We start from the raw sequence: 23,745 nt of genomic DNA on the forward strand, positions 1-23,745 counted from the left end.
ACTGGAGTAGACATCGCATCGCCCGAATCGACTTGAACTTGCAGATCGTTACGGCAGGTAAGAAGATCTAAAACCGTCCACCATGTCTCCGAACATGTGTCCACCATGTCTCCGGTACATACAGGGAGAGGGTTAGGGTGAGGGGCTTCTAACGGTCACACTGAAAGCCGCAACCGCGCCAGATCCCGCAACGGCGGCGCGCCAAACAAGCGGCTGTACTCGCGGCTGAACTGCGACGGGCTCTCGTAGCCCACGCGATATCCTGCCGCCGAGGCTTCCAGACCCTCGGCCAGCATCAGGCGCCGCGCTTCCTGCAGGCGCAACTGCTTCTGATACTGCAGCGGACTCATCGCCGTCATCGCCTTGAAGCGGTGATGCAGGGTCGAGACGCTGAGGTTCACTTCTTTCGCCAGATCATCAATGCGCAAAGGTTGCTCGAAATTGCCGTTGAGCCATTTGATCGCCTGGCTGATGCGGTGGCTCTGGCTGTTGGCAATCGCGATCTCATACAAACGATGACCCTGCGGACTGCGCAGCAGACGATAGAGAATCTCGCGGCGAATCAGCGGCGCAAGCATGGCGATGTCTTTCGGTGCATCGAGCAAGCGGGCCAGGCGCAGAACGGCGTCAAGCATCGCGCCGTCGATGCGTTCAACGTACAGACCGCGCCCGGTGGGCCGGGTCGGTACGCCCATCGGGCCGGCATCGGCGATCAGTGCGGTGATTTCCGCCGGGTCGATGTCCAGGCGCACGGCGAGGATCGGCTCTTCCGGTGAAACGTTGACCACGCGCCCGCTCAGCGGCATCGAGACCGAGACCACCAGATAATTCAGCGGGTCGTAATTGAAGTACTCGTCGGCCAGCCGCACCTCTTTGCGCCCCTGGGCCATGATGCACAACGCCGGCTGCGCGAGCACCGGAGCGAAGTTGTGGGACTGGGTGTGGCGCGACATGAACAGCGAGCCGACGGCGGTCTGGTAACTGCCATCGTCGGTGGTGTTGCGGCGGATGATCGCCGCCAGTTCTTCGCGCTGTTTCTCCATGTCGGCATCAGGCTGGGCTTGAAAACGATCGAATGACGTCATGCACGGCATCCTCGGCAAGGGAGATGGAATGGAGCAGAGCTTAAGTTTGTGCAAGCGCGAGCGGTAGACACATCCTGTCAAATGCTTGCCTGATTCTGCATTGGCTTGCCGGCGTGCTCAGTCACAGCAGGATGCAGAGCGGCAAACTTGCTTGATACGCCGTATGACAATGGTGTGACGCGGTTTCACAGGTTGTTACAAGTCCTGTGTGCAGTCTCGCAGGATTGTGCAACAGGGCGGCAGGAATCGACTAACGGCGCGGTGTGTTCGGCGCTTAACCTTTGATCCTGTCGCAGCCCGTCCGCTGGCTGCCACGCGACTCCCTGGGAGGGTTGAACATGTCCAAGCAGATTCCCGTCAGTCACATGGCCTTCGTTCGAGCGCGCGCCGGACGCTCGGCGGAACTCGGTGTACGCCTGAGCGCGTTGATCGAGCCGTCCCGTGCCGCCCCCGGTTGTCTGAGCTTTGCCTTGCAGCATTCGCAGTGTGATCCCGAGTTGTGGCTGGTCTCCGGTTTCTGGAGCAGCCAGCAAATGATGACCCGTTATTTCAACAGCCCGTCGATGGAAATCTTCGCCGAGCTGGTGCAGGACCTGGTGGTCAACAGTCTGGATTTCCATACCTTCAAGGACGTGTCGGCCGCGCAAGCCCTTGGCCAATGCCCGGTGCCGGTACACAAACTCGCCGGTTGAGGGTTTAATGTCCGGCTTATTTGTCTGAGCCGGGATGTATGACATGGCACGTAAAGAGTTCGAACACTTCGAAGCAGTCTCCGCAGTCGTCCCCGTCGAGTTGGGCGGCAACAAGGGGTATCACGCGGCAATCGCGGTCAAGGCCCTGGTCGATGGCGGTGCACCACGCTTTCACAAACTGCTGGATGATCAGGTGTTCCCCGGCGCCATTGCTGCCGACGAGGCGGCCATCAATGAGCTGGATAAACTCAAGGGCGTCACTGCTGACGCCGAGTTGGTCTGGTAGCGCGTTACTGGCTGGCGCCTGGACGCCACATCTTGAACAGAGCCTCAGGCCCCAACTGAAAATAGTCCGCTGGTCCGCCGCCGCGCAGAATCGGTTCTGCCGCGGCGGTGTCGTAGATGCCGTCCTTCAACAGCCACTTGGCGATATGCACGGCGACCACTTCGCCGAGGATCAGCCAGCTCGGCACGGTTTCGCCGTCGGCGCGCTGCAATTGAATGATCTGCGTGACCTTGCACTCGAAGGACACCGGACTTTCGGCGACCCGTGGCACCGAAATCACTTTTGATGCCACCGTCGTCAGCCCCGCCAATTCAAACTCGTTGACCTGCGGCGCGACCATTGCGCAGCTCTGGTTCATCTGCTCGGCCAACGGGCGCGTGGCGAGGTTCCAGGCGAACTCGCCGGTCTGCTCGATGTTGTTCAGGCTGTCTTTGCGCCCGACGCTGGAAAAACCAATGATCGGCGGGATGTAGTTGAACGCGTTGAAAAAGCTGTACGGCGCCAGGTTCAAGTGGCCCTGAGCATCCTGCGAAGAAATCCAGCCGATGGGGCGCGGGCCGACGATGGCATTGAACGGATCGTGGGGCAGGCCGTGGCCGTTGGCGGGTTCGTAAAAGTGGATGTCATCGGACATGGCGGGGGTTCCTGAAGAGGGCATGCTTAAAGACGCCATAGTGTAAGAGCGCACCGCGTATTTCCAGTCAAACGCTGATCCTCTGAAGGCGTGAGCCTGCAGGGGATGTTTGTGATGCTTCAGAAATGACTAAGCCCGGCCGAAGCCGGGCTGTTGGAGGACTGCTGATATTCAGCTGATGGCTGCAGCAGTACCGGTTTTATCGAAGCCGTCGGCAGCGATGGCATTGGCGGTACCGGTTTTGTCGAAGCCATCGGCAGCGATGGCATTGGCGGTGCCGGTTTTGTCGAAGCCATCGGCAGCGATGGCATTGGTGGTGCCGGTTTTGTCGAAGCCATCAGCAGCGATGGCATTGGCGGTACCGGTTTTGTCGAAGCCATCGGCAGCGATGGCATTGGCGGTGCCGGTTTTGTCGAAGCCGTCGGCAGCGATGGCATTGGCGGTACCGGTTTTGTCGAAGCCGTCGGCAGCCACAGCTTTGCCAAGGCTGGTTTTATCAGAACCGTCAGCGGCGTAGGTGCCCGAGTGGCTGGTTTCGATGGCGGCGCTGGCGCCGGAAATGAAATCGGCGGATTTGGTTTTGTCCGAACCGTCGGCAGCGAAGGTATTGGCGGCCAGTACGGACAGGGTCAGGGCGAGGATCAGTCGGGTTTTCATGTCGGTTACTCCAGATTCGTTGGCGGGTGTGTCTTGCATGGGTTTCATGCTACGCCAGTTAATTTGATTAAAAAGCGCAAATTAATGCTAAAAACAATCAATTAAGTTGATATTAAGGCCGGCGTATCGAAATCGCTTTCGCCGTCGAAGCGAGCGTCGCGCAGGTCATTGATCAGGTGTTTGCAGGATGCAGCGGCAGGATTAATCAGCGATTAATCGCTTGGATGGCGATTCTGTTCTCCAACACCCTCGGCTCCGCGCTCGGTGACTACCTGGCAGATGATTCGGGCCTGGGGTTCGTCGGCGGTGCTGGCGGGGATTCTGTTGGTGATGGTTGTCGGGGCGTCGTATGCGCAGAAGCGCGTTGCCCAAATGACCTGATACCGAGTCGCCCCAATCGCTGGCAAGCCAGCTCCCACAATGACAGCGCTGTTCACAGACCTTGTGTACGACGCGAAACCTGTGGGAGCTGGCTTGCCAGCGATGGGGCCCTCACAGCCACCGTTGCAGTGGCTGGGCAAACCCGATCAGTCAGTCACGATCCGCGAGTGCTTCTGGGTGTCTTTCATGGTGATGTACACCAGCAACGACACCGCGATGCACGCCGTCACGTACCAGTAGTAACCGGTCTCCATGCCGATGCTCTTGAACCACAGCGCGATGTATTCGGCGGTACCGCCGAAGATCGACACGGTCAGTGCGTACGGCAGGCCGACGCCCAGCGCGCGGATTTCGGTCGGGAACAATTCGGCTTTCACCACCGCGTTGATCGAGGTGTAGCCGCTGACGATGATCAGCGCCGCCATGATCAGGAAGAACGCGCCCCACCAGCTCTGAATCGTGTGCAAGGTCATCAGAATCGGCACGGTGAAGATCGTCCCCAACACGCCGAAGGCGATCAGGATCGGACGCCGACCGATTTTATCGGACAGGCCACCGATGATCGGTTGCAGGCACATGAACAGGAACAGCGTGGCGGCAGAAATGGTGGTCGAGTCGGAGATGCTCATGCCGACGGTGTTCACCAGGTATTTCTGCATGTAGGTGGTGTAGGTGTAGAACGCCAGGGTGCCGCCCATGGTCAGGCCGACCACGGTCAACAGCTCTTTCGGGTGGCGCATCAAGGTGCGCATCGCGCTTTCCTTGGACTTCTCTTTCTTGGTGAACGACTCGGTTTCTTCCATGCCTCGACGCAGGTACAGCGCCACGATGGCACACAGCGCGCCGATGGCGAACGGAATACGCCAGCCCCACGCGTACAGTTGCTCGGTGGTCAGCACGTTCTGCAGCACGATCAACACGCCCAGCGCGATGAGCTGGCCGGAGATCAGGGTCACGTACTGGAAACTGGAGAAGAAGCCGCGACGTTCCTTGGTCGCCATCTCCGAGAGATAGGTCGCCGAGGTGCCGTATTCGCCACCGACCGACAGGCCTTGCAGCAGACGGGCGAACACCAGCAGGATCGGCGCGCCGATACCGATGGTTTCGTAGTTCGGGCTGAGGGCGATCAGCAGCGAGCCGAAGCACATCAGGTAGACCGAGGCCATCAGGGCTTTCTTGCGGCCGACCTTGTCAGCGTACAGGCCCATCAGCCAGCCACCGATCGGACGCATCAGAAAACCCACGGCGAAGATCGCGGCGGTGTTCATCAGTTGCGCGGTGGAGGAACCGGCGGGGAAAAAGGTTTTGGCGAAGTACAGCGAGAAGGCGGCATACACATACCAGTCGTACCACTCGACCATGTTGCCGACAGAACCGCTGAAGATCGATTTGATCCGGCTGGCTGTGGTTTTTTCTTTGGCCGGCATGGCCGCCGACCCAAGAGGCAGGGCGTTGGAGTTATCCATTGAAGGATCCTTCGTTTAATTGTTTTTGTGGAGCGCGTCGAAACGCAGCCTGCGGGGGCTGTAGCAGGAGCTGTGCCAACGGGGGGAGGGCCGGTTTAGAGGGGGTGACGGGATTGAGTGAGCGGGATATCGCCGAAAGATTTGGTTTGATGAGCGGATTTCCGCTCATTGGGGCGAAGATCAGAAGCCCCTCACCCTGGCCCTCTCCCGGAGGGAGAGGGGACTGACCGAGTGGATTGTTCGAGGTGCACCGGCCTGAGATATCGAGTCGAACTCAGGTTTGAATAGCACAAAGATCGGCTCCCTTTCCCTCTACCCCTTGGGAGAGAGGGCTGGGGTGAGGGGGATGGATCTCGGCCACACCAAAAATCCCGACCCAGCCTCATTCAGCCAAAAACATCTCCCGACTCAACCCATGTCGCTGCATCTTTTCATTGAACGTGCGGCGCGGCAGTTGCAGTTCTTCGAGCACCGCTTTCACATCGCCCCTGTGCCGGGTCAATGCCGCGCGCAGACACTGCGCTTCAAACGCTTCCTGCTGCGCGGCGAGGGACTGGCCCGGATCGATTCCCTGCACCGGCTCATCCAGCCCCAGCACTTGGCGTTCGGCAACGTTGGCCAGTTCGCGCACATTCCCCGGCCAGTCATGGCTGAGCAGGTGACTCAACTGCGCGCCGCTCAATGGCGCAAACGTCCGCCCCAGGCGCTGCGCGGCGCTTTGGGCAAAGTTGTCGAACAACAACGGAATGTCTTCGCGACGATCACGCAACGGCGGCAAACGCAGTTCGGCGACGTTCAGGCGATACGCCAGGTCTTCCCGAAAACGTCCGGCCCGGGCTTCGTCGAGCAGGTCGGGTTTGGTCGCCGCGACAATGCGCAGATCCACGCGAATGCTCTGGTTCGAGCCCAGGCGTTCGAGTTTCTGCTCCTGCAACACCCGCAACAGTTTCACCTGTTGGGCCAGCGGCATGCTTTCGATTTCATCGAGGAACAGCGTCCCGCCATCGGCGTATTCGAGTTTGCCGATGCGCTTGCCCGATGCACCGGTGAAGGCACCGCTCTCGTGGCCGAACAGTTCGGCCTCGAACAACTGTTCAGGGATCGCCGCGCAATTGAGGGCGACGAAGGGTTTGTCCGCTCGGGAGCCAAAATCATGCAGGCAACGCGCAACCAGTTCCTTGCCGCTGCCAGTCTCGCCACGGATCAACACGTTGACCGGCAACGCGGCCAGCTCCAGCACTTGCCGACGCAAGGTCTGCAAGCCACGGGACACGCCGAGTAGCGTCGCGTCGAGTCGGGCGCGGTGATCGGCCTGCTCGTGCAGGGCGCGGTTTTCCAGCACCAGCCGACGTTTCTCCAGGGCGCGGCGCAGGCTGCCGAGCAGGGTTTCCGGGCTGAACGGTTTCTCCAGAAAGTCGTAGGCGCCATCGCGCATCGCTTCGACGGCCATCGGCACATCGCCGTGCCCCGTGAGCAGAATCACCGGCAGATCGGCATCGCGCTTCTGCACGTCGGCCAATAACGCCAGCCCGTCCATACCGGGCATGCGCACGTCGCTGAGGATCACCCCGGCAAAGTGCGCGGGCAGGGCGGCGAGGCATTCTTCGGCGCGGCTGAACAGCTGCACGTCGAATCCCGACAGGCTCAGCCACTGTTCGACGGCGTTGCGAATACTGCTTTCGTCATCGACCACCATCACTGAGTTGAGCATCAGATATGCGCCTCCAGATCGATCGGCAAAGTCAGGGTGAACACCGCGCCACTGTCACCATTCTCGACGCTCAGGCGGCCGCCGGATTCATGCACGATGGCAAACGAGACCGCCAGTCCAAGCCCCAGTCCGTCGCCCACCGGTTTGGTGGTGAAGAACGGATCGAACACCTGGCTCAGGTGTTCTTCGGCAATCCCGCCGCCGTTGTCGATCACGCTCAAGCGCCACAACTGTTCGTCGGCTTGCAGGCGGATTTCCAGGCGCTTGCACGGTTTGCCGTGCATTGCATCGAGGGCGTTGCGCAGCAGGTTGATCAGCACCTGTTCGAGACGGATGGCATCGCCGCGCATCCACGCCGGGCGGGTCAGGTGCAGCACCAGGCTGACCTGTTCGTCACGCAGCCGCGCATCGAGCAACTGCAGCGACTGATCGACCACCGTCGCCAGATCCAGCCGCTCGCGCAACCCGCTTGGGCTTTTGCGCGCGAAGGTTTTCAGGTGCCCGGTGAGGGCGGCCATGCGCGTGAGCATCTCGTCCACCGGTTTGAGCGCCTTGTAGGCGTCGTCGACGCGGCCATGATCGAGCAGCAGGCGCAGGGTCGCCAGTTGCATGCGCTGAGCGGTCAGCGGCTGATTGATCTCGTGGGCAAGGGCGGCGGACATTTGCCCGAGTGCGGCGAGTTTCGCCGATTGCACCAGCCCCTCTTGCGCGGTGCGCAGGTCTCGGGTGCGCTCTTCGACTAACTGTTCAAGCTCTTCACGGCTGCGCTGGCGCAACTTCGCCAGACGCCAGCGCTGGTTGAGGAACAGCAGCAGAAACACCAGCGCCAGCCACACTCCGGCGGCGGCCAGGCCGGCGTTGCGCAGGTCTTCGAATGCCACTTGCGGGCGTCGCAGCAGATGCAGGGTCCAGCCTTCGGTGCTGAGCGGCAGCGATTCCCAGAGATAATCCGCAGTGCCTTGCGGACCTTCGACCCGGCGCAGATCGCTGTTGTCATCGAAGCGCCGCAGCGACAGATGAGTCAAGGGTACGAGCGCCTGTTTATCGTACTGACGGGTGGCCTTGATCTCGGCCAGATCGGCGCTGTTCAACGTCCGCAACGAGCGATAGCGCCAGCCGGGCTGGTTGGCGATAAAGACGATGCCGCGGGCATCGCTGACCAGCAGGGTGTCAGTGCCCTGACTCCATTCGCGCTCAAGTTCAGGGAATTCCAGCTTGACCACCATCGCCCCGAGGAACTCGTCCTTGTCGCCGAGCACGGCGCTGGAGAGGAAATAACCGGGAATGCCGCTGGTCACGCCTACCGCATAAAAGCGCCCGCTGCCCTGGGTGCGGGTCTGGTTGAAGTAAGGACGGAAACCGTAGTTGTGACCGACGTAACTGCTCGGCAGACGCCAGTTGCTGGCCGCTACGGCGAGGCCCGTGTGATCGAGCAGTTCAAGGGTCGAGGACTGCGCCGCGCCGTTGATCTTTTCCAGTTTCAGATTCAGCGCCGATTGTTCCTCGGCATCCACGGGACCTGCCAGCGCCGCACGCAACTGCGGATCCAGCGCCAGCACCGCCGGCAGGGCACGGTAGCGGTCGATCAGGGTGTGCAACGAGTTGGCGTAGAGCACCAGTTGCTGATTGGCGCGGGCGGCGTCTTCTTCCAGCGCCTGGCGCTCGGCGTGGCGGATGGCAAGCGTCGCGGCAATGGCCGCGCCGGCGATGATCAGCAGGGTATACAACGACAGACGCAAGGTACGGGAAGTCGGCAGCATGCTGGGCAGATGGATGGCAGGTCGGGCGGGCAAGATAGCATGGGCCGGACGGGTCCGGCGCGCTGTTCGCGCCGGCCGCACGGGTCACACAAACGTTTCAAGCTGACTTTGCCGGCGTGGCAGATTCAACCGGGGTTTCGGGATGGGTCTGGGTCTCGGTTCGTCGGCGATCGAGCGCTCCAGTTGTTGCAGGCGTTCGCTCACGCCCACTGCCGCGCAGGGAGCGTCGAGTAGCGCCTGAGCAGTCTCCATGACCTTGTCGATGGCGTCGAACGGATCGAGACCGGTCCTCGCCAGCTTCAATACCTGACGTTGCTTTTCAGCGTCCAGTGCCCTCAGTTGCGCATAGAACAGATCCTGAACAGGTGCCGCGTAGGTGTTGAGGTTGTCGGTGAAATTCTTGATGCCGTCGATCAGGGCTGTCCCCCCGTTGATCAGGTCTTTTGCACCGTCGACCACGCTGGACACCGTCTCGCCTGCTGTATTGAGGCCATCCTTGAGTTCCTGCGTGTGCAGCGTTTGCGCCAGCTTCAAACCCTTCTTGAAAAAGTGGTAACGCAGCAACGGGAAAACGATTGCACCGACGATCGCTCCGACGCCTGTACCGATGGCATTGCCGATCCCGGGGACCGCAGTGCCGATGACGCTGCCAATGGCGATACCTTTGCCGACACCATAAAAGACCGATTTGATGCCGGGCCTGGACTTGATGAACTTGCCGAACGTCATGCTCTTGCGCAGTTCTTCAATGTCGGCGCCTTCGGGAACCAGGCCATCGAATTCGCGGGTTAGATTGTGTAGCTGGTCTGCCGCCGTTTTGGCTTTATCGAATAGCCCGACGGCTTTCTTGACCAGGTTGAAAATGACTTTGGACGTGCCTGTCTGGTCGACATGGACAATCGGGTTGTTGCCGACGAACCCATACAGATTCAGCCCGTCGACATCTCCCGCCGGATCGGCGCTGAGCCAGCGCTGCAACCATGGCGCGTAGTAGCGTTCGCCGTAGTAATACAAACCACTGACATCCATCTCCTTGCCTGAGTAACGCACGGTTTTGTAGTCGATCCCGTCTGCCGGGTACTTGAGCATCCAGGCGGTGGCGCCAAACGGGTAATACCCTTCGTGGCTGATGATCTGTGCCTGTTGATCGAGCTCCATTACGCAGGAGCCGAGATGGTCGTCGAGGCTGTAGCGCAGTTGATCGTCGTCGACGCCTTTGGGTTTGTTCTGTGCCCAATGCAGGCAGCGTGCGTTACCGACGCTGATGACGTGCAGTTCTTCGCCATTGTCGCGGGTGCGGATTTCCAGCCCCGGCAGGTAGCGCACTTGATGAAAGTGTTCAGTGTTGGCCGTGTAAGTCTGGTGGCGCTTGAACACACGCAGGCCCTGGCTGTAGCGGTAATGCTCGGCGTCGTGGCGACCGTCCTCGCGGTGGATCAGGGTGACGCGGGTCAATTCATCGCGCGCGTTCCAGTGCAGGGCTTGCCCCGGTTGCACGGCTTGCTGATTGCCATGGCGGTCGAACAGTGTGTCGAAATCCGGAACCGGTTGCCCCTGCGCCCAGCGCACGCCGCGGTTGCTGTGCGGGTCAATGCACAACTGTTGCGTGTGATTGGCGCCGGCCCGGACATGTTTGAGTTCGATGAGGTTGTTACCGGCGTCGTACCGGTAGCTCTGGGTGTAATTGAGGCGGTTGATCGGATCGGTCGGGGTTGGCAGGCCGGGAATGTCGGTGAGCGGGCCATCGTCGTAGCCGCTGGCGCTGGTCAGCCGATACAGCGAGTCGTAGCTGAAATCGCGACGGCCATCGACGCGCTGATTGGCGAAATGACTCGGGGTAAACGCGTGGTCGTCGATGCGGGTGATGTTACCCATGGCGTCGTAAACGTATTCGAAATCCTGCAGTGGCGCCTGCGCTTGTTTCTGCGCCGATTGTCTTCGCAGACGGCCATCGGCAGGATCGTAGCTCCACTGGCTGGTGACATCGTTGCCGGCCCGTTGCTCAACGATCTGTGCGGCCGCGTTGTATTGTGCAGCGAGCAGTACCGGCCGCCATGTGGTTTGATCTTTCAGTTGCAGGTGGACCTGTTTGAGTTGCCCCGAGAGGTCGTAGCGCCATTGTTGCCGGTGACCCGCGGCGTCGATTTGCTCCAATGCTGCGCCCAAGGGGCTGAAGGCGTGGCGCGTGGTGAATGCCTCGGCATCATGGAAGCGGCGGGTTTGCTCCAGTGCCTGACCGGACAAACTGTAGCTGGGCAGGCGCAGTGTGCCTGACGGATCAGTCTGTTCCTGCCGTTGTCCGCGCAGATTGTGCCCGGGGTCAGCCGTGGAATCGGCGTAGGTAAATATTTCGACATCCACCTCGTCGTTTTCTGCGACCGCCACGACACGCAACTGACGGTCGTAGCGCATGCGCCAATGACTGCCGCGTGCATCCCAGCGATCCAGCACTTCACCGGCCATCCCGGCAAGGTGCAGACGCCATCCGGCGTCAACGCTGTCGATTTTCAAAGGTGTGCCGGGCAAGCTGTAAGACGTGACGAGGCTAGCCCGCGGTAGCCGCGGATCCCACTGTTCGACTAACTGTCCCGCTGCATTGTGGTGCTGGCAGGTAACAAGACGTTCCACTACGCCATCCGCTACCTGACGAAAGTACGCCACACGCTTCACCGGCAAGGTCCGAGGATCATGGATGTACAGGTCGGGCGTACGAAAGTGCGGTGATCTATTCATATGCTGGTTCCAGTAATCCCTTCGCCTGCCGTTGCTCCCGGATGTTGTGGGGGCTGCGATCCCCGTGTTCTAGGCTGCTCGTTGTGCGTTGTACTGGCGATACCTTCCAATCAGTTCAAGGTTGCGATTGGCTTGTGCGATTCGTACCGATATTTGCGCTTGAATCTCATCCCGACGGATCATCCCGCCCTGGCTGGTGCCAACATTTTTTGTGAACATGTCGTAGGTGTAATTCAATGATCCGAGAAAACCTTCGGAATAGAATTCGTTGATCTCCAATCGAGCGAACGCGGCGTTGACTTCAATTCGGTCTTGATTCAGGAGGTCGATAATCAGGCCGAGACCTCGCTCTAAATCGTCGATGGTCGAGTCTTGCAGGCCCACCACTGCGGCAGCGACATCGCTCCCTGATTGGGCGATTGCCATCAGTTCACTTGCAGCGGGCACGCCCACGTGCCCAAGTGCTGTTGAAGTGACGACTGAAGCGATTTGTTTTCTTCCCTGCCCGCTGCGTGGGTCGTAACCCATGACAAATTTTTTGGCGAATTGCAGCGGTCGGTTCAATACACCCACCGTGGCTTCGGTATGCAGGCTTTCTGGATTGATTTTCCGAGGGTCAGGCAAAATGGGGGTCGAGAAGTTTTTGTAAATACTCAGCTTCTCCACAACTTTACTCACGATAGTACTGGCTATCGTTGGGACCAAAGGCACGCCGGGAGCAATACTGGAAACCAGAGCGGCAGCGCTTGTACTCGCACCCGCTTTTGTCAGGTGATAGGCAGTGTTCACCGCAAAGCGTTTTCCGATACTCCCGTTGCTGAACAGGTTGTTCAGTTGAACATCCATGGCCTGCATCTCGATTCCCAAGGTATCCAGCACTTTTGTGTAGTCTTCGATGTCCTGTCGGTCATTGTCAGGCGTGTCTTTGCTGGTGCCGTCGTTATCAATGAAGACCAGCGGGTTATTGCCGACGAACCCATACAGATTCAGCCCGTCGACGGCTCCCGCCGGATCGGCACTGAGCCAGCGCTGCAGCCATGGCGCGTAGTAGCGTTCGCCGTAGTAATACAAACCACTGACATCCATCTCCTTGCCTGAGTAACGCACGGTTTTGTAGTCGATCCCGTCTGCCGGGTACTTGAGCATCCAGGCGGTGGCGCCAAACGGGTAATACCCTTCGTGGCTGATGATCTGTGCCTGTTGATCGAGCTCCATCACGCAGGAGCCGAGGTGGTCGTCGAGGCTGTAGCGCAGTTGATCGTCGTCGACGCCCTTGGGTTTGTTCTGTGCCCAATGCAGGCAGCGTGCGTTACCGACGCTGATGACGTGCAGTTCTTCGCCATTGTCGCGGGTGCGGATTTCCAGCCCCGGCAGGTAGCGCACTTGATGAAAGTGTTCAGTGTTGGCCGTGTAAGTCTGGTGGCGCTTGAACACACGCAGGCCCTGGCTGTAGCGGTAATGCTCGGCGTCGTGGCGACCGTCCTCGCGGTGGATCAGGGTGACGCGGGTCAATTCATCGCGCGCGTTCCAGTGCAGGGCTTGCCCCGGTTGCACGGCTTGCTGATTGCCATGGCGGTCGAACAGTGTGTCGAAATCCGGAATCGGTTGCCCCTGCGCCCAGCGCACGCCGCGGTTGCTGTGCGGGTCAATGCTCAACTGTTGCGTGTGATTGGCACCGGCCCGGACATGTTTGAGTTCGATGAGGTTGTTACCGGCGTCGTACCGGTAGCTCTGGGTGTAATTGAGGCGGTTGATCGGATCGGTCGGGGTTGGCAGGCCGGGAATGTCGGTGAGCGGGCCATCGTCGTAGCCGCTGGCGCTGGTCAGCCGATACAGCGAGTCGTAGCTGAAATGGCGACGGCCATCGACGCGCTGATTGGCGAAATGACTCGGGGTAAACGCGTGGTCGTCGATGCGGGTGATGTTACCCATGGCGTCGTAAACGTATTCGAAATCCTGCAGGGGTGCCTGCGCTTGTTTCTGCGCCGATTGTCTTCGCAGACGACCATCGGCAGGGTCGTAGCTCCATTGGCTGATGACATCGTTGCCGGCCCGTTGCTCAACGATCTGTGCGGCCGCGTTGTATTGCGCAGCGAGCAGTACCGGCCGCCATGTGGTTTGATCTTTCAGTTGCAGCTGGACCTGTTTGAGTTGTCCGGCCACGCCGTAGCGGGAGCGTTGCCGATGACCGCCGGCGTCGGTCTGTTCGAGTAACGTGCCGAGCGGGCTGAGCACCCGGTAATGGGTGAATGCCTGGTCATCGTGAAAGGTACGGCGCTCTTGCAGAGGCTGGCCGCTGAGGGCAAAGCTGCCTGTGTGCAGCGTGCCCGAGCGATCCTTCAGTGTGTGTAACTGGCCGCGCAGGTTGTGTCCGGCGTCAGCCGTAGCGTCGGCATAGATGAATACATCGACATCGGGCTGGTCGTTTTCGGCGAGCGCCAGCACCCGCAGTTGTTCATCGAATGTCGTGCGCCAATGGTCACCGCGTTCGCTCCAGCGCTGCAGTGGTTCGGCGGCAAGCCCCGGCAAGGTCAGGCGCCAGCCGGCGTCGACGCTGTCTGTTTTCAGCGCCTCGCCGTCGAGGCGGTAAACCGTGGTCAGGCACGGCACAGGCAAGCGCGGATCCCACTGCTTTACCAGGCGCCCGGCAGTGTCGTGCTGGCGGCGAGTGGTCTGGCGCTCAGTGTCATCACCGGCCGCATTGCGCAAGTACGCGACGTCGCTGACCGGTAGCGTCCTAGGGTCATGGGCGCGCAGCGTCGGCGTATGCCAATGCACTGAAGGGGTCATCCTCGCGAGCTCGGACAGTGCCATATCAGGCCGCCTTTTTCTTGTTGGCACGCGCCTGCTTCAACAAAAACTGATTGTCCGTGGTGCCCATTTCCTTGTACCAGCCGACCATGGCCTGGGCGCGTGAAATGTGGCGCAAGGCCGCATTGGTTTGTTGGCGCATGCCCGCGCGAGTGATCGGCGCCAACCGTTGCCCGGAGGTCATATGGGTCACGTTGGGCAGCATCTCGGCGGGCAAAATGACGTCAGTGCCCAGCACGTCAAATGCGCTCTCTGCCCAGCCTGCGCGTTGCTCTACTGCGGTTTTCCATTCATTAAGCATGTTCTCGATTTTTTCGATTTTCGCGGGGTCAAGCCGGTTTTTGATGTCCTCGGCATCCTGCGCTTTTTTAAACAGACTCAGAAAGTGCGGGACGATCGATATCGCTGCGCCAAGCACCCTGCCGATGAGAAACTCAGGGTTGAGTACAGCGTTGAGCGCCGGGTTTATCAATTCGCTCTTTATGTCTTTCCACGATTCGATCTCTTTGACAGGGCGGTCAATGCCCAAACTTTTGTCAATGGCGCTGACAGACATTTGCGAGGTCTGCGGAATCAGTGGACCTAAATTGATCCCGACACTTTCCGTCACTGGATCGAGCATTTTCGCTGCGAGATCGCCGGCGGCATTGCCGCCGGAAACTCCCCCGACCGTCGGATAGGCGGCGACTTCAGTCGGAGGCGGAATAATGCCGTCGACAAATCCGCTGCCGAGACTTCCACTCTGTGTGGTGGCTGTATACCAATACCCAGTTTCGACGACCAGGCTCAGTACCATGGTTCTGTTGAGGCCAAGCGGATGGAGGATGTTATGCAGCTGGTCCACTACCTGTGTGGAATAAGCATTGATGACTGAAATAAAGTCCGACGTCACCATAATCAGGGTTTCCGCACGCGCGTTGCCGTCAGGATCGATATAGCGCATCGGGTTATTGCCCACAAACGCATAAAGATTCGGGCCATCTGCCTGCTCTGTGTCCGCACTGACCCAGCGCTGCAACCACGGCGCGTAATAGCGTGCGCCGTAGTAGTACAAACCGCTGACATCCATTTCCTTGCCGGAATAACGGATGAATTTGTAGCTCACCTCGACCTCATGCTCGCCGACCATCCACGCCGTTTCGCCAAAAGGGTAATAGCCCTCGTGGTTGATCAGCCCGGCCTGTTGATCGAGTTCCATCACACAGGAACCGAGGTGATCGTCGAGGCTGTAACGCAGTTGGTCGGCGTCGGCGTCTTTGGGTTTTTTCTGCGCCCAGTGCAGGCAGCGCGCGTGAACGAGGCTGATGACGTGCAACTCTTCACCGTTGTCTCTGGTGCGGATTTCCAGCCCTGGCAGGTAGCGCACCTGCTGAAAGTGTTCGGCGGTTGCGGTGAAAGTCTCGTGGTATTTGAGCACCCGCGCGCCCTGACTGTAGGTGTAGTGCTCAGCGTCACTGCGCTGGTTTTCGCGAGGGATCAGGATCACCTGTTGCAGTTCGTCGCGAACATTCCATTGCAGTTTCTGGCCGGGCTGCACGGCTTGTTGATTGCCATGGCCGTCGAACAGCCTATCGAACACCGGCTCCGGATCGCCCGGTTTCCAGCGCACCCCGCGATTGCTCTGCGGGTCGATGCGCATCGTCCGGGTGTAGGCATTCGTGGCTCGCGCATGGCGCAGTTCGATGAGGTTGCCGCCGCAGTCATACTGGTACGTCTGGGTGTAGTTGAGGCGATTGTTCGGATCGCCCGGCTGTGGCAGACCGGGAATGTCTGAGGGCGGGGCGTCGTCGTACCCCGTGGCGCGAGTCAACCGATAGAGCGAGTCGTAGCTGAAATCACGGTGGCCATTGACGAGCTGGTTGGCGAAGTAAACGGGCTGGAACGCGTGATCTTCGATGCGGCTGATATTGCCGACCCGGTCGTGAAAGTATTCGAAGTCCTGTAGAACCTCGCCGGCCTCCTTACGGCTCGACTGAGTGTGCAGACGCCCGTCCGCCAAGGCGTAGGTCCAGCGGCTGCGCACCCGGTTGCCGGCCAGTTGCTCGATGATCTGCGTGGCAGCGTTGTACTGCATATCCAGCAACACCGGCTGCCAGTCAGTCTTGCCGCTGACACGCAGATGCACTTGTTTGAGCTGTCCGGCCAGGCCGTAGCTTGAGCGTTGCCGATGGCCGCCGGCATCGGTCTGCTCCAGTAGCGCACCGAGCGGGCTGAACCGCCATTGACTGGTGAAGGCTTCGCCATCCTCGAAGGTCCGGGTCTGCGTCAGCGCCTGGCGGGTGAGGGCGAAGCTGTCCGTGCTTAGCGTGCCCGAGCGATCTTTTTGTGTCAGCAGCTGGCCGCGCAGGTTGTGAGCAGCATCGGCGCTGGCATCGGCGTAGGTAAACACATCGACATCAGCCTCGTCGTTTTCGCTGAGTGCGATCACCCGTAGTTGCTTATCGAAGGTCGTGCGCCAACGCGTACCGCGCTCGTCCCAGCGTTGCAACGGCTCGCCGGCCAGACCGGGCAGGTGAAGGCGCCAGCCGGCGTCGACGCTGTCGGACTTGAGCGCTGAGCCGTCGAGGCCGGGAACCGAAACCCGACAGGGCACTGAAAGGCGCGGATCCCATTGCTCGATCAGCCGTCCTGCGGGGTCGTGATGCTGGCGGCTGGCCAAGGCTGCGGGCGTGTCATCCGCCACCGTGCGCAGGTAGGCCACCTGTCGCACCGGCAGGCCGCGAGCATCGTTCACGGCCAGCGCCGGCGTGCGTCGATGCACATTGGCAGTCATGAGCGTGGCGACCTGGCGGGCGGTGACGGCTCGGCGGTGTCGTTGAAGTCTTCGCTGGCGCGGTACCAGGGGTGGTAGGTTTCGCGGGAAAAGTCGCCACGCGCATTAATCAGCTTGATGGACCGGCCCAACGGGTCATAGAACAGTTGATCGAAATAGCCGAGCTCTCGCAGTGACTGGTCATTGACGTAGCCATGGGTGTCGGCGAAAAACGGTCGGAACTGACGCACCGGCAAGCCCTTGTTGTTGTATTCGACACGCTCGCTGATACGCCAGCGCGGGTCGGCGTCGACTTCTACGAACTGGCCATCCTCGACGATCAGCGCGCCGTCGGCGTCGACCGCATACGCCTTGCCCGGATCGACCCGTTGCTGGGTTTGCAGGGCACGGCCGAAGCCGTCGACGCAGGCTTTGATGATCTGGATCTGTGCCGGGATTTCGTCGTCAGGGTAGCGATCGGCGCTGAGCATCACGCTGTGCACCGGTTCGCGGTGAGCACTGGCGATGACTTCGCGCAACGCCTGTTCCGCAGCGCTCAGCACCGTGCGCTGCGCCAGTTGCCGGCGAGCACTGGCACGAATATGCCCGCTGGGCAGCACGTATCCCCGGGCGACCCATTCGGGGAGTGCAACTGCGTCCGCCGGCACTTGGCCCATCCAGCTGAACAAGTCCTTGCGCAGCGTGCTCGCGGCTTTTTGCACCGCGTCTTCGGGGGCTTCAATGGCCGGGTCCGGGCGATGATCTTCTGGCCGGATAAATTCGCTCAGGGACTTGAAACCTGCGGCGACGCCGCGCTCGGTGCCGTGAAAACTGCTGGCCAGCGGCTGTCCGGAAGGCTCGTAAATCACTTCTTCAATATTTTCATTGGCGTCGACGATGCGCTGCGGCAGCAGGGCGTGGTAGTCGTACTCGATGTGCGTGGTGCAGTGATCCGGCAGTTCGACGCGGATGATCGCCAGGTTGTAGTCGTCGTATTCGGCTTGGGTCGCGCCATGGCTGAGCGTTTCGCGGTAGCTGCGCACTTTGTAGAAACCGCTGAGGTCGGCATAAGTGGCGTAGCCGAAGTGCGCCGACCAGAGGTCTTGTTCGGTATTGATGGGCGGCTCGATCTCAAACAACAGCGGCATCGCGGTGTAACCGATTCTCTTCAGTTCGTCGCGAATATCGAAGGGCGGCGGTAAAACGTCGTAAGCCTGCAGCGCGGTCTTGTCCAACTGCGCCAGCTCCAGTGGCCCGGCAAGTGCGACAAAATCGGCCTGCCCGTCATCGAGCAGCGTCCCATTGGGCTTCACGTAACGTTGCACTGACTGCGTTGTCAGTACCCGCTGTTCATCCCAGTAGGCCGAATCCTGATGCGCGATCATGTCCTCATAACTGACCTGTTGCGCTGTCAAACCTTGCGGTAGCGAGCCTTTGGGCAACACCAGTGCATTGCTGCGCTGTTGCCACGGCAAACCGAGCCGCCACTGCTGCGGCTGATCAGTCAGGTCAATGAACGTCGAGCGTGTTTCGCTCAGATAGAAGGATTGCTGCGCTGCATCGTGCGCATCGCGCCACCACTGTTGCTCATCCACATCGGTGAACGGCGGTGTGTCCGATTCGGTCAGGCGCCGCGCGTAGTTGACGGTCAGTGCATGGGTGGACAAACCGTGGGCGTCCCAGCGCAGATTGAGGTCGTGGCGGCACAGCGGATCGTCGATGAATGTGTCGTACTGGTAGCTGATGCTTTCCAGCACCAGCGGCAGCATTACCGCTGAGGCGTATTGGCCTTGGGCGCGGACTTCGCGCACCAGGTAGCGGTTCTCCTGCACCGCATAAGGGCTGGCAATGCCCGGGGCATCGAAGCTGTCCTCGGCGTAGGTTTCGCTGCGGATGACCGACCCCACCAGTGCCCGAGCGATTTCGTACTCGGTGTCGGCATCATGCGGCGTGATGGTTTCATCACATTCGTCGGTGACGTGATAGCGGCTGAACAGGGTGTTGCCCAGCGGCCATGCCTGGTGATCGCCATTGAAATAGGGCGCACGCGAACGATCCATGGATTGTCCGGTGTGAAACCAGGTACAGACCCGTACCGGCGCCGTAAAACCGCTCTCGTCATCGGCGCCGGCACGTTCGCTGTCGGTCTGTTGCAACTGGCCGAACCCGCGGAACTCACGCTCTCTGGCATCGTAGACGCCCTCGCGATAAAGGAAGTTCTGGGTCAGGCAATTGCCGGTGATTTCATCCAGTTGCCGTTGCTGTTTGACCACGGCCACGGCAAACGGCAAATGACAGATCGGCAGTTGTTTGAGTGCCAGTGTGCGTTGTTTCTCATCCAGCCACTCTTGCGCCGAGCTGCGATAAACCACGCTGGCGCTACACCCCATGTTGTTGTTGCTCGCGGTCAGCAGATAGGGTTTGGCGGCGACGAAATCGTAGCGCCAGTGCTGCGGCGTAATGTGTGGCACCGTCAGGATCAGGCTTGCGCAGCCAAGCCCTTGCAGGTCGGCGAAACTGACCTGGCTTGAACGGTCGTAGCGCACGCCTTCAGGCCATGGCACGCTGATCGGCGTTTGTTCCAGCCCGTTCCCGCCACGGTTGCGGTAGATCTCGAACCCCTGCGATTGCAGATAAATCAGCGCAGGGGCGCCGCTGCCATCGAGGTCGGCGATGCGTACCCGCGATGCATCGAACGTTTCGTACTCAAAGGGCAGGGCGCTGATCACCCGGCCTTCGCCAAACCTGCCGTGCCCCAGGTTCGGCCAGCATTTGATTTCGTCATGACGGATACGGCACAGCTCAGGCATGTCGCTGCCGAGCAGGTTGCCCAGCAGCACCAGTTCAGTGGGCGAGTTGCTGAACAACGGCAGGTGGTCATCGACGGGCACATGCAGCACTTCTTCGCCGGGAGCGAAGCCTTCCTCACGTCGGTTGGCATAGAGGCGCACCGAGGTCGGCCCGATCAACCCCAGTGAACTGAGCCCGTCGCCGCTCAGATCACCGAGTTGCGACAGCGTGTGGAAAAACTCCAGTGGAAATGCATTGAACGGGACGAAGTCGGCGAATTCACGCTGTGCATTGAGTGCGCGAAACGCACTGATACCCGGTTGCGCGCTGATCCAGTCGAGGCGGCCATCGCCGGTCAGGTCCGTCAGCAGTTGTTGCACCGGGCGCTTGCGATCGCCCAACGGCATGTTGTCCAGCGCCTGCCATGGCCCGTAGCCGATTTCATCGGTGCCTGAGGTTTGGCGCAGTGGCTCACGGTAATACCAGCACTGATCATAGCGACACAAAAAACCCGGCACGCCTTCGCCATAAAGGTCAACGCACTGGTAGAAACCGCCGTCTTCCACACCGGGTTGGTTATCAGTTTCGAGCAGGCGTGTGGGGGTGCGATTGATGTCGAACGTTGAATATTCGAACTCCACGGGCGGGCTGTTTTCGACGCCGCCACTGGCATCATAAGACTGATAATGGGCGGCGCTGATCTGGCTGAAAGACCAGTCGCTGGAAGGCGTCGAATATTCCAGCAACAGGCGACGCACCAGCGCTGGCCTGATCGCCGGGTCAGCGCTGAAACGATGAAACATCAGGACTTGCCGGCACAGCCGGCGGGTCGCCAGTTCAAAGCCTCGGCCGTAGGTCGAAAACGGGTCCTGGCGTGTGAGCCAGGGTTGCACCGTTGCGCCATCGTAGTCCGGTACATCGGCCAGCGCGGTGCTGCGCTCGCCGTAATCGAACAGCAACTGAAAGTGCCAGTCGAGTTCGGCGGGATTGTCGATCGTCCAGCTGTACAGATGGCTGCTGGCGGTGAAGTTGCCGTAGCACACACGGCGCAGATAGCGCTGGGCACGGTAGTCATGCACCGGGTCGGGATCCTGATCATCGGCCTTGTATTCAAAACAGATGTGTTCGCCACGGGCGTTCATGCTTTCGCACAGCAACCAGCTGGCGATTCGCCCTGGGGCCTCAGGATCGGCGAGCCGTGTGGCTTCGGTCTTGCCGTAAAGGTGTAGCGAGCCGTCGGCGCCGTGTATCAACCAGAATACCGGTGGATCTGCTTCTCGGGTCTGGCGCTGCCAGCGCTCGCGCAAGGCAAAATCGCTTTCGACTCGAGGCCAGTAGCGCACCACCCTGTGCGGGCCGATGTTGACGCCGTTGTAGGTGCTTTCTTCACGGAGTTTGAGCTCGCCATCCTCGTCCAGCTCTGGCATCCACACTTCCCCATCGACGCCGATGATCTCGTCGTGATCGGTGTAACGCGGCACACCTTTATGGGTTCGGCGGCTGATCTGACCCACGCCGCCCAAGTGCCAGGACAGACCGAATGGACCGTTGCCGCTCTGACTGTTGTAGCTCAGCGAAAACTGTGGATCCCAGCCCCGGCCGGGGGAGGTCGGGATCGGCAGCTCGAACGATGCCGCGCCAGTCGGCCCCACGGCGCCCCAGCTTTTACCGATGGTGGCGAGCGATGCGCTTTTGGCGATGGCAGGTGTGGTGATGCTCAGTTCTTGTCGGTCAGGCATGCTCGAATCCATTGCGCACGGGGTTGGCGTGAATGGATTGACGCTATCAAGAATGGCATTGGAATTAACCTGTCAGATCTGACAGGTGCGCAAGAACATTTTGTATGCTTTGGCAGGTTTTTTATCGCATTGGGTTTGCACATGCAAAAACGGCCGGTCATCCCTGGGGATGAGCCGGCCGTTTTCATAGGGCGAAGCGCTTACTGCACTTCGACCGCCAGGCTTTCGCTGATCTTCTGTTGCCAGATCGCAGGACCGGTGATGTGCACCGATTCACCTTTGCTGTCCACCGCAACGGTGACCGGCATGTCCTTGACCTCGAACTCGTAGATCGCTTCCATGCCGAGCTCGGCGAATGCCAGCACCTTGGACTTCTTGATGGCCTGAGCCACCAGGTACGCGGCGCCACCGACGGCCATCAGGTACACGGCCTTGTTGTCCTTGATCGCGTCGATCGCGGTCGGGCCGCGCTCGGACTTGCCGATCATGCCCAACAGGCCGGTTTGCTCGAGGATCTGCCGGGTGAACTTGTCCATCCGCGTTGCGGTGGTCGGGCCCGCCGGACCAACCACTTCGTCACCGACCGGGTCAACCGGGCCAACGTAGTAGATGAAGCGACCTTTGAGGTCTACCGGCAGGGTTTCACCCTTGTTCAGCATCTCGACCATGCGTTTGTGCGCAGCGTCGCGACCGGTGAGCATTTTGCCGTTGAGCAGGACGGTTTCGCCCGGCTTCCAGCTCTGCACGTCTTCCGGGGTCAGGGTGTCGAGGTTGACGCGGCGAGCCGACGGGCCGGCTTCCCAGACGATTTCCGGGTAGGCGTCCAGCGGTGGCGCTTCCAGCGAGGCTGGACCTGTACCGTCGAGCACGAAGTGCGCGTGACGGGTGGCGGCGCAGTTCGGGATCATGCACACCGGCAGGGAGGCGGCGTGAGTCGGGTAGTCCATGATCTTCACGTCGAGCACGGTGGTCAGGCCACCAAGACCCTGGGCGCCGATGCCCAGCTGGTTGACCTTCTCGAACAGCTCCAGGCGCATTTCTTCAATGCGGTTCTGCGGGCCACGGGCCTTCAGCTCGTGAATGTCGATGGATTCCATCAACACTTCCTTGGCCATCACCGCAGCTTTCTCGGCGGTGCCGCCGATGCCGATGCCCAGCATGCCCGGTGGGCACCAGCCGGCGCCCATGGTCGGAACGGTCTTGAGTACCCAGTCGACGATCGAGTCGGACGGGTTGAGCATGGCCATTTTCGACTTGTTCTCGGAACCGCCGCCCTTGGCTGCCACGTCCACTTCCACGGTGTTGCCCGGGACGATGGAGTAGTGGATGACTGCCGGGGTGTTGTCCTTGGTGTTTTTACGAGCGCCCGCCGGGTCGGCGAGGATCGAGGCACGCAGGACGTTTTCCGGCAGGTTGTAGGCGCGGCGCACGCCTTCGTTGATCATGTCATCCAGGCTCATGGTGGCGCCATCCCAACGTACGTCCATGCCCACACGCACGAACACGGTGACGATGCCGGTGTCCTGGCAGATCGGCCGGTGGCCGGTGGCGCACATGCGCGAGTTGATCAGGATCTGCGCCATCGAGTCACGGGCCGCTGGCGATTCTTCGCGCAGGTAGGCTTCGTGCATCGCCTGGATGAAATCCACGGGGTGGTAGTAGGAAATGAATTGCAGGGCGTCGGCAACGCTCTGAATCAGGTCGTCTTGCTTGATCACGGTCATGAGTCGCGCTCCTCTAAAAGACGGGAACATTCAATAAGGTGCCTGCGGCTTGGGTGCATCGGTCGGTCGCAAGCACCTTTCAAGGCACGCCGGGGCTGCTGGCGCGACGCTAAAAAGGCGCGGCAGTATACCGCGCCTCGATGGGGCGTACACGCGCCGGCAGTCATTCGTTGGTCGCATGGGTGGGCGAATATCGGACAGCGGGTTTGCACTTCAAGAGCTATCCCCTCACCCGAGCCATCTCACCAGGGGCGAGGGGGCCGAGCTTCATACTGTTCAAACCTGAGTTCGACTCAGGGAAGGGTCCGATCTTCATGCTGTTCAAACCTGAGTTCGGCGCGATGTTTCAGGTCGGCGTACCTCGGATAAACCACTCGGTCAGTCCCCTCTCCCTCCGGGAGTGTATGTACCGGACACATGGTGGACAGGTGTTCGGAGACATGGTGGACACTTTTTAATAGGCACATTGCTCATCACTAAGGAGATGACCTGTGTCTTGGGAAGAGGTGTCCACTGTGCAGCTT

At 60.3% G+C, this 23,745-nt stretch carries 13 protein-coding genes; 2 read left to right on the plus strand and 11 right to left on the minus strand.

The window, feature by feature from the left end; genetic code table 11:
- Nucleotides 1–155: 155 nt before the first annotated feature.
- A complete protein-coding gene (locus PseuLF5_RS27995; protein WP_123466332.1) occupies nucleotides 156–1,085 on the minus strand; it encodes an AraC family transcriptional regulator in 930 nt (309 codons plus the stop codon).
- Between the two features lie 338 nt (nucleotides 1,086–1,423).
- On the opposite strand from PseuLF5_RS27995, the gene PseuLF5_RS28000 reads away from it, so the two are divergent.
- Nucleotides 1,424–1,777, plus strand: coding sequence for a putative quinol monooxygenase (locus PseuLF5_RS28000; protein ID WP_123466335.1), 354 nt, complete (start codon nucleotides 1,424–1,426; stop codon nucleotides 1,775–1,777).
- A 43-nt stretch (nucleotides 1,778–1,820) separates the two neighbouring features.
- Nucleotides 1,821–2,063 (plus strand): hypothetical protein, encoded by a 243-nt coding sequence (locus tag PseuLF5_RS28005; RefSeq protein WP_340135106.1) that lies wholly within the window; start codon nucleotides 1,821–1,823, stop codon nucleotides 2,061–2,063.
- Between the two features lie 4 nt (nucleotides 2,064–2,067).
- Here the strand turns inward: PseuLF5_RS28005 and PseuLF5_RS28010 are convergent, their stop codons facing one another.
- The 10 genes from PseuLF5_RS28010 to PseuLF5_RS28055 form a co-directional block, all read right to left on the minus strand.
- Nucleotides 2,068–2,697: a flavin reductase family protein gene (locus PseuLF5_RS28010; protein ID WP_123466337.1), complete on the minus strand. Its 630-nt coding sequence runs from the start codon at nucleotides 2,695–2,697 to the stop codon at nucleotides 2,068–2,070.
- Between the two features lie 171 nt (nucleotides 2,698–2,868).
- Nucleotides 2,869–3,354: a hypothetical protein gene (locus PseuLF5_RS28015; protein WP_340135107.1), complete on the minus strand. Its 486-nt coding sequence runs from the start codon at nucleotides 3,352–3,354 to the stop codon at nucleotides 2,869–2,871.
- 527 nt (nucleotides 3,355–3,881) lie between these two features.
- Nucleotides 3,882–5,201, minus strand: a complete 1,320-nt coding sequence (locus tag PseuLF5_RS28020) for an MFS transporter (RefSeq protein WP_340135108.1) — start codon at nucleotides 5,199–5,201, stop codon at nucleotides 3,882–3,884.
- A 382-nt stretch (nucleotides 5,202–5,583) separates the two neighbouring features.
- Nucleotides 5,584–6,912: a sigma-54-dependent transcriptional regulator gene (locus PseuLF5_RS28025; RefSeq protein ID WP_128614923.1), complete on the minus strand. Its 1,329-nt coding sequence runs from the start codon at nucleotides 6,910–6,912 to the stop codon at nucleotides 5,584–5,586.
- The gene (locus PseuLF5_RS28030; RefSeq protein ID WP_186746799.1) at nucleotides 6,912–8,672 is read right to left on the minus strand and encodes an ATP-binding protein; all 1,761 of its coding nucleotides are present in this window, start codon (nucleotides 8,670–8,672) and stop codon (nucleotides 6,912–6,914) included. The genes PseuLF5_RS28025 and PseuLF5_RS28030 overlap by 1 nt, the downstream gene beginning before the upstream one ends.
- Before the next feature lie 84 nt (nucleotides 8,673–8,756).
- Nucleotides 8,757–11,405 carry an RHS repeat-associated core domain-containing protein gene (locus PseuLF5_RS28035; RefSeq protein ID WP_340135109.1) on the minus strand — a complete coding sequence of 883 codons (2,649 nt, stop codon included), beginning with the start codon at nucleotides 11,403–11,405 and terminating at the stop codon, nucleotides 8,757–8,759.
- A gap of 69 nt (nucleotides 11,406–11,474) precedes the next feature.
- Nucleotides 11,475–14,219, minus strand: a complete 2,745-nt coding sequence (locus PseuLF5_RS28040; RefSeq protein WP_340135110.1) for an RHS repeat domain-containing protein — start codon at nucleotides 14,217–14,219, stop codon at nucleotides 11,475–11,477.
- A gap of 1 nt (nucleotide 14,220) precedes the next feature.
- Nucleotides 14,221–16,917 carry an RHS repeat-associated core domain-containing protein gene (locus PseuLF5_RS28045; protein ID WP_340135111.1) on the minus strand — a complete coding sequence of 899 codons (2,697 nt, stop codon included), beginning with the start codon at nucleotides 16,915–16,917 and terminating at the stop codon, nucleotides 14,221–14,223.
- A gap of 68 nt (nucleotides 16,918–16,985) precedes the next feature.
- Complete coding sequence (locus PseuLF5_RS28050) at nucleotides 16,986–21,497, minus strand: SpvB/TcaC N-terminal domain-containing protein (RefSeq protein ID WP_340135112.1); 4,512 nt, start codon at nucleotides 21,495–21,497, stop codon at nucleotides 16,986–16,988.
- 200 nt (nucleotides 21,498–21,697) lie between these two features.
- A complete protein-coding gene (locus PseuLF5_RS28055; RefSeq protein WP_085689500.1) occupies nucleotides 21,698–23,221 on the minus strand; it encodes a fumarate hydratase in 1,524 nt (507 codons plus the stop codon).
- Nucleotides 23,222–23,745: the final 524 nt, after the last annotated feature.

This window comes from Pseudomonas sp. LF-5, assembly GCF_037626295.1.
Classification (GTDB): domain Bacteria; phylum Pseudomonadota; class Gammaproteobacteria; order Pseudomonadales; family Pseudomonadaceae; genus Aquipseudomonas; species Aquipseudomonas monsensis.

Bases quoted from the DNA above. Each gene is read 5' to 3' on its own strand.
- PseuLF5_RS28050 (WP_340135112.1), bottom strand. From the start codon at position 21,497: ATGCCTGACCGACAAGAACTGAGCATCACCACACCTGCCATCGCCAAA.
- PseuLF5_RS28015 (WP_340135107.1), bottom strand. From the start codon at position 3,354: ATGAAAACCCGACTGATCCTCGCCCTGACCCTGTCCGTACTGGCCGCC.
- PseuLF5_RS28035 (WP_340135109.1), bottom strand. From the start codon at position 11,405: ATGAATAGATCACCGCACTTTCGTACGCCCGACCTGTACATCCATGAT.
- PseuLF5_RS28000 (WP_123466335.1), top strand. From the start codon at position 1,424: ATGTCCAAGCAGATTCCCGTCAGTCACATGGCCTTCGTTCGAGCGCGC.
- PseuLF5_RS28005 (WP_340135106.1), top strand. From the start codon at position 1,821: ATGGCACGTAAAGAGTTCGAACACTTCGAAGCAGTCTCCGCAGTCGTC.
- PseuLF5_RS27995 (WP_123466332.1), bottom strand. From the start codon at position 1,085: ATGACGTCATTCGATCGTTTTCAAGCCCAGCCTGATGCCGACATGGAG.
- PseuLF5_RS28040 (WP_340135110.1), bottom strand. From the start codon at position 14,219: ATGGCACTGTCCGAGCTCGCGAGGATGACCCCTTCAGTGCATTGGCAT.
- PseuLF5_RS28010 (WP_123466337.1), bottom strand. From the start codon at position 2,697: ATGTCCGATGACATCCACTTTTACGAACCCGCCAACGGCCACGGCCTG.
- PseuLF5_RS28025 (WP_128614923.1), bottom strand. From the start codon at position 6,912: ATGCTCAACTCAGTGATGGTGGTCGATGACGAAAGCAGTATTCGCAAC.
- PseuLF5_RS28030 (WP_186746799.1), bottom strand. From the start codon at position 8,672: ATGCTGCCGACTTCCCGTACCTTGCGTCTGTCGTTGTATACCCTGCTG.
- PseuLF5_RS28055 (WP_085689500.1), bottom strand. From the start codon at position 23,221: ATGACCGTGATCAAGCAAGACGACCTGATTCAGAGCGTTGCCGACGCC.
- PseuLF5_RS28020 (WP_340135108.1), bottom strand. From the start codon at position 5,201: ATGGATAACTCCAACGCCCTGCCTCTTGGGTCGGCGGCCATGCCGGCC.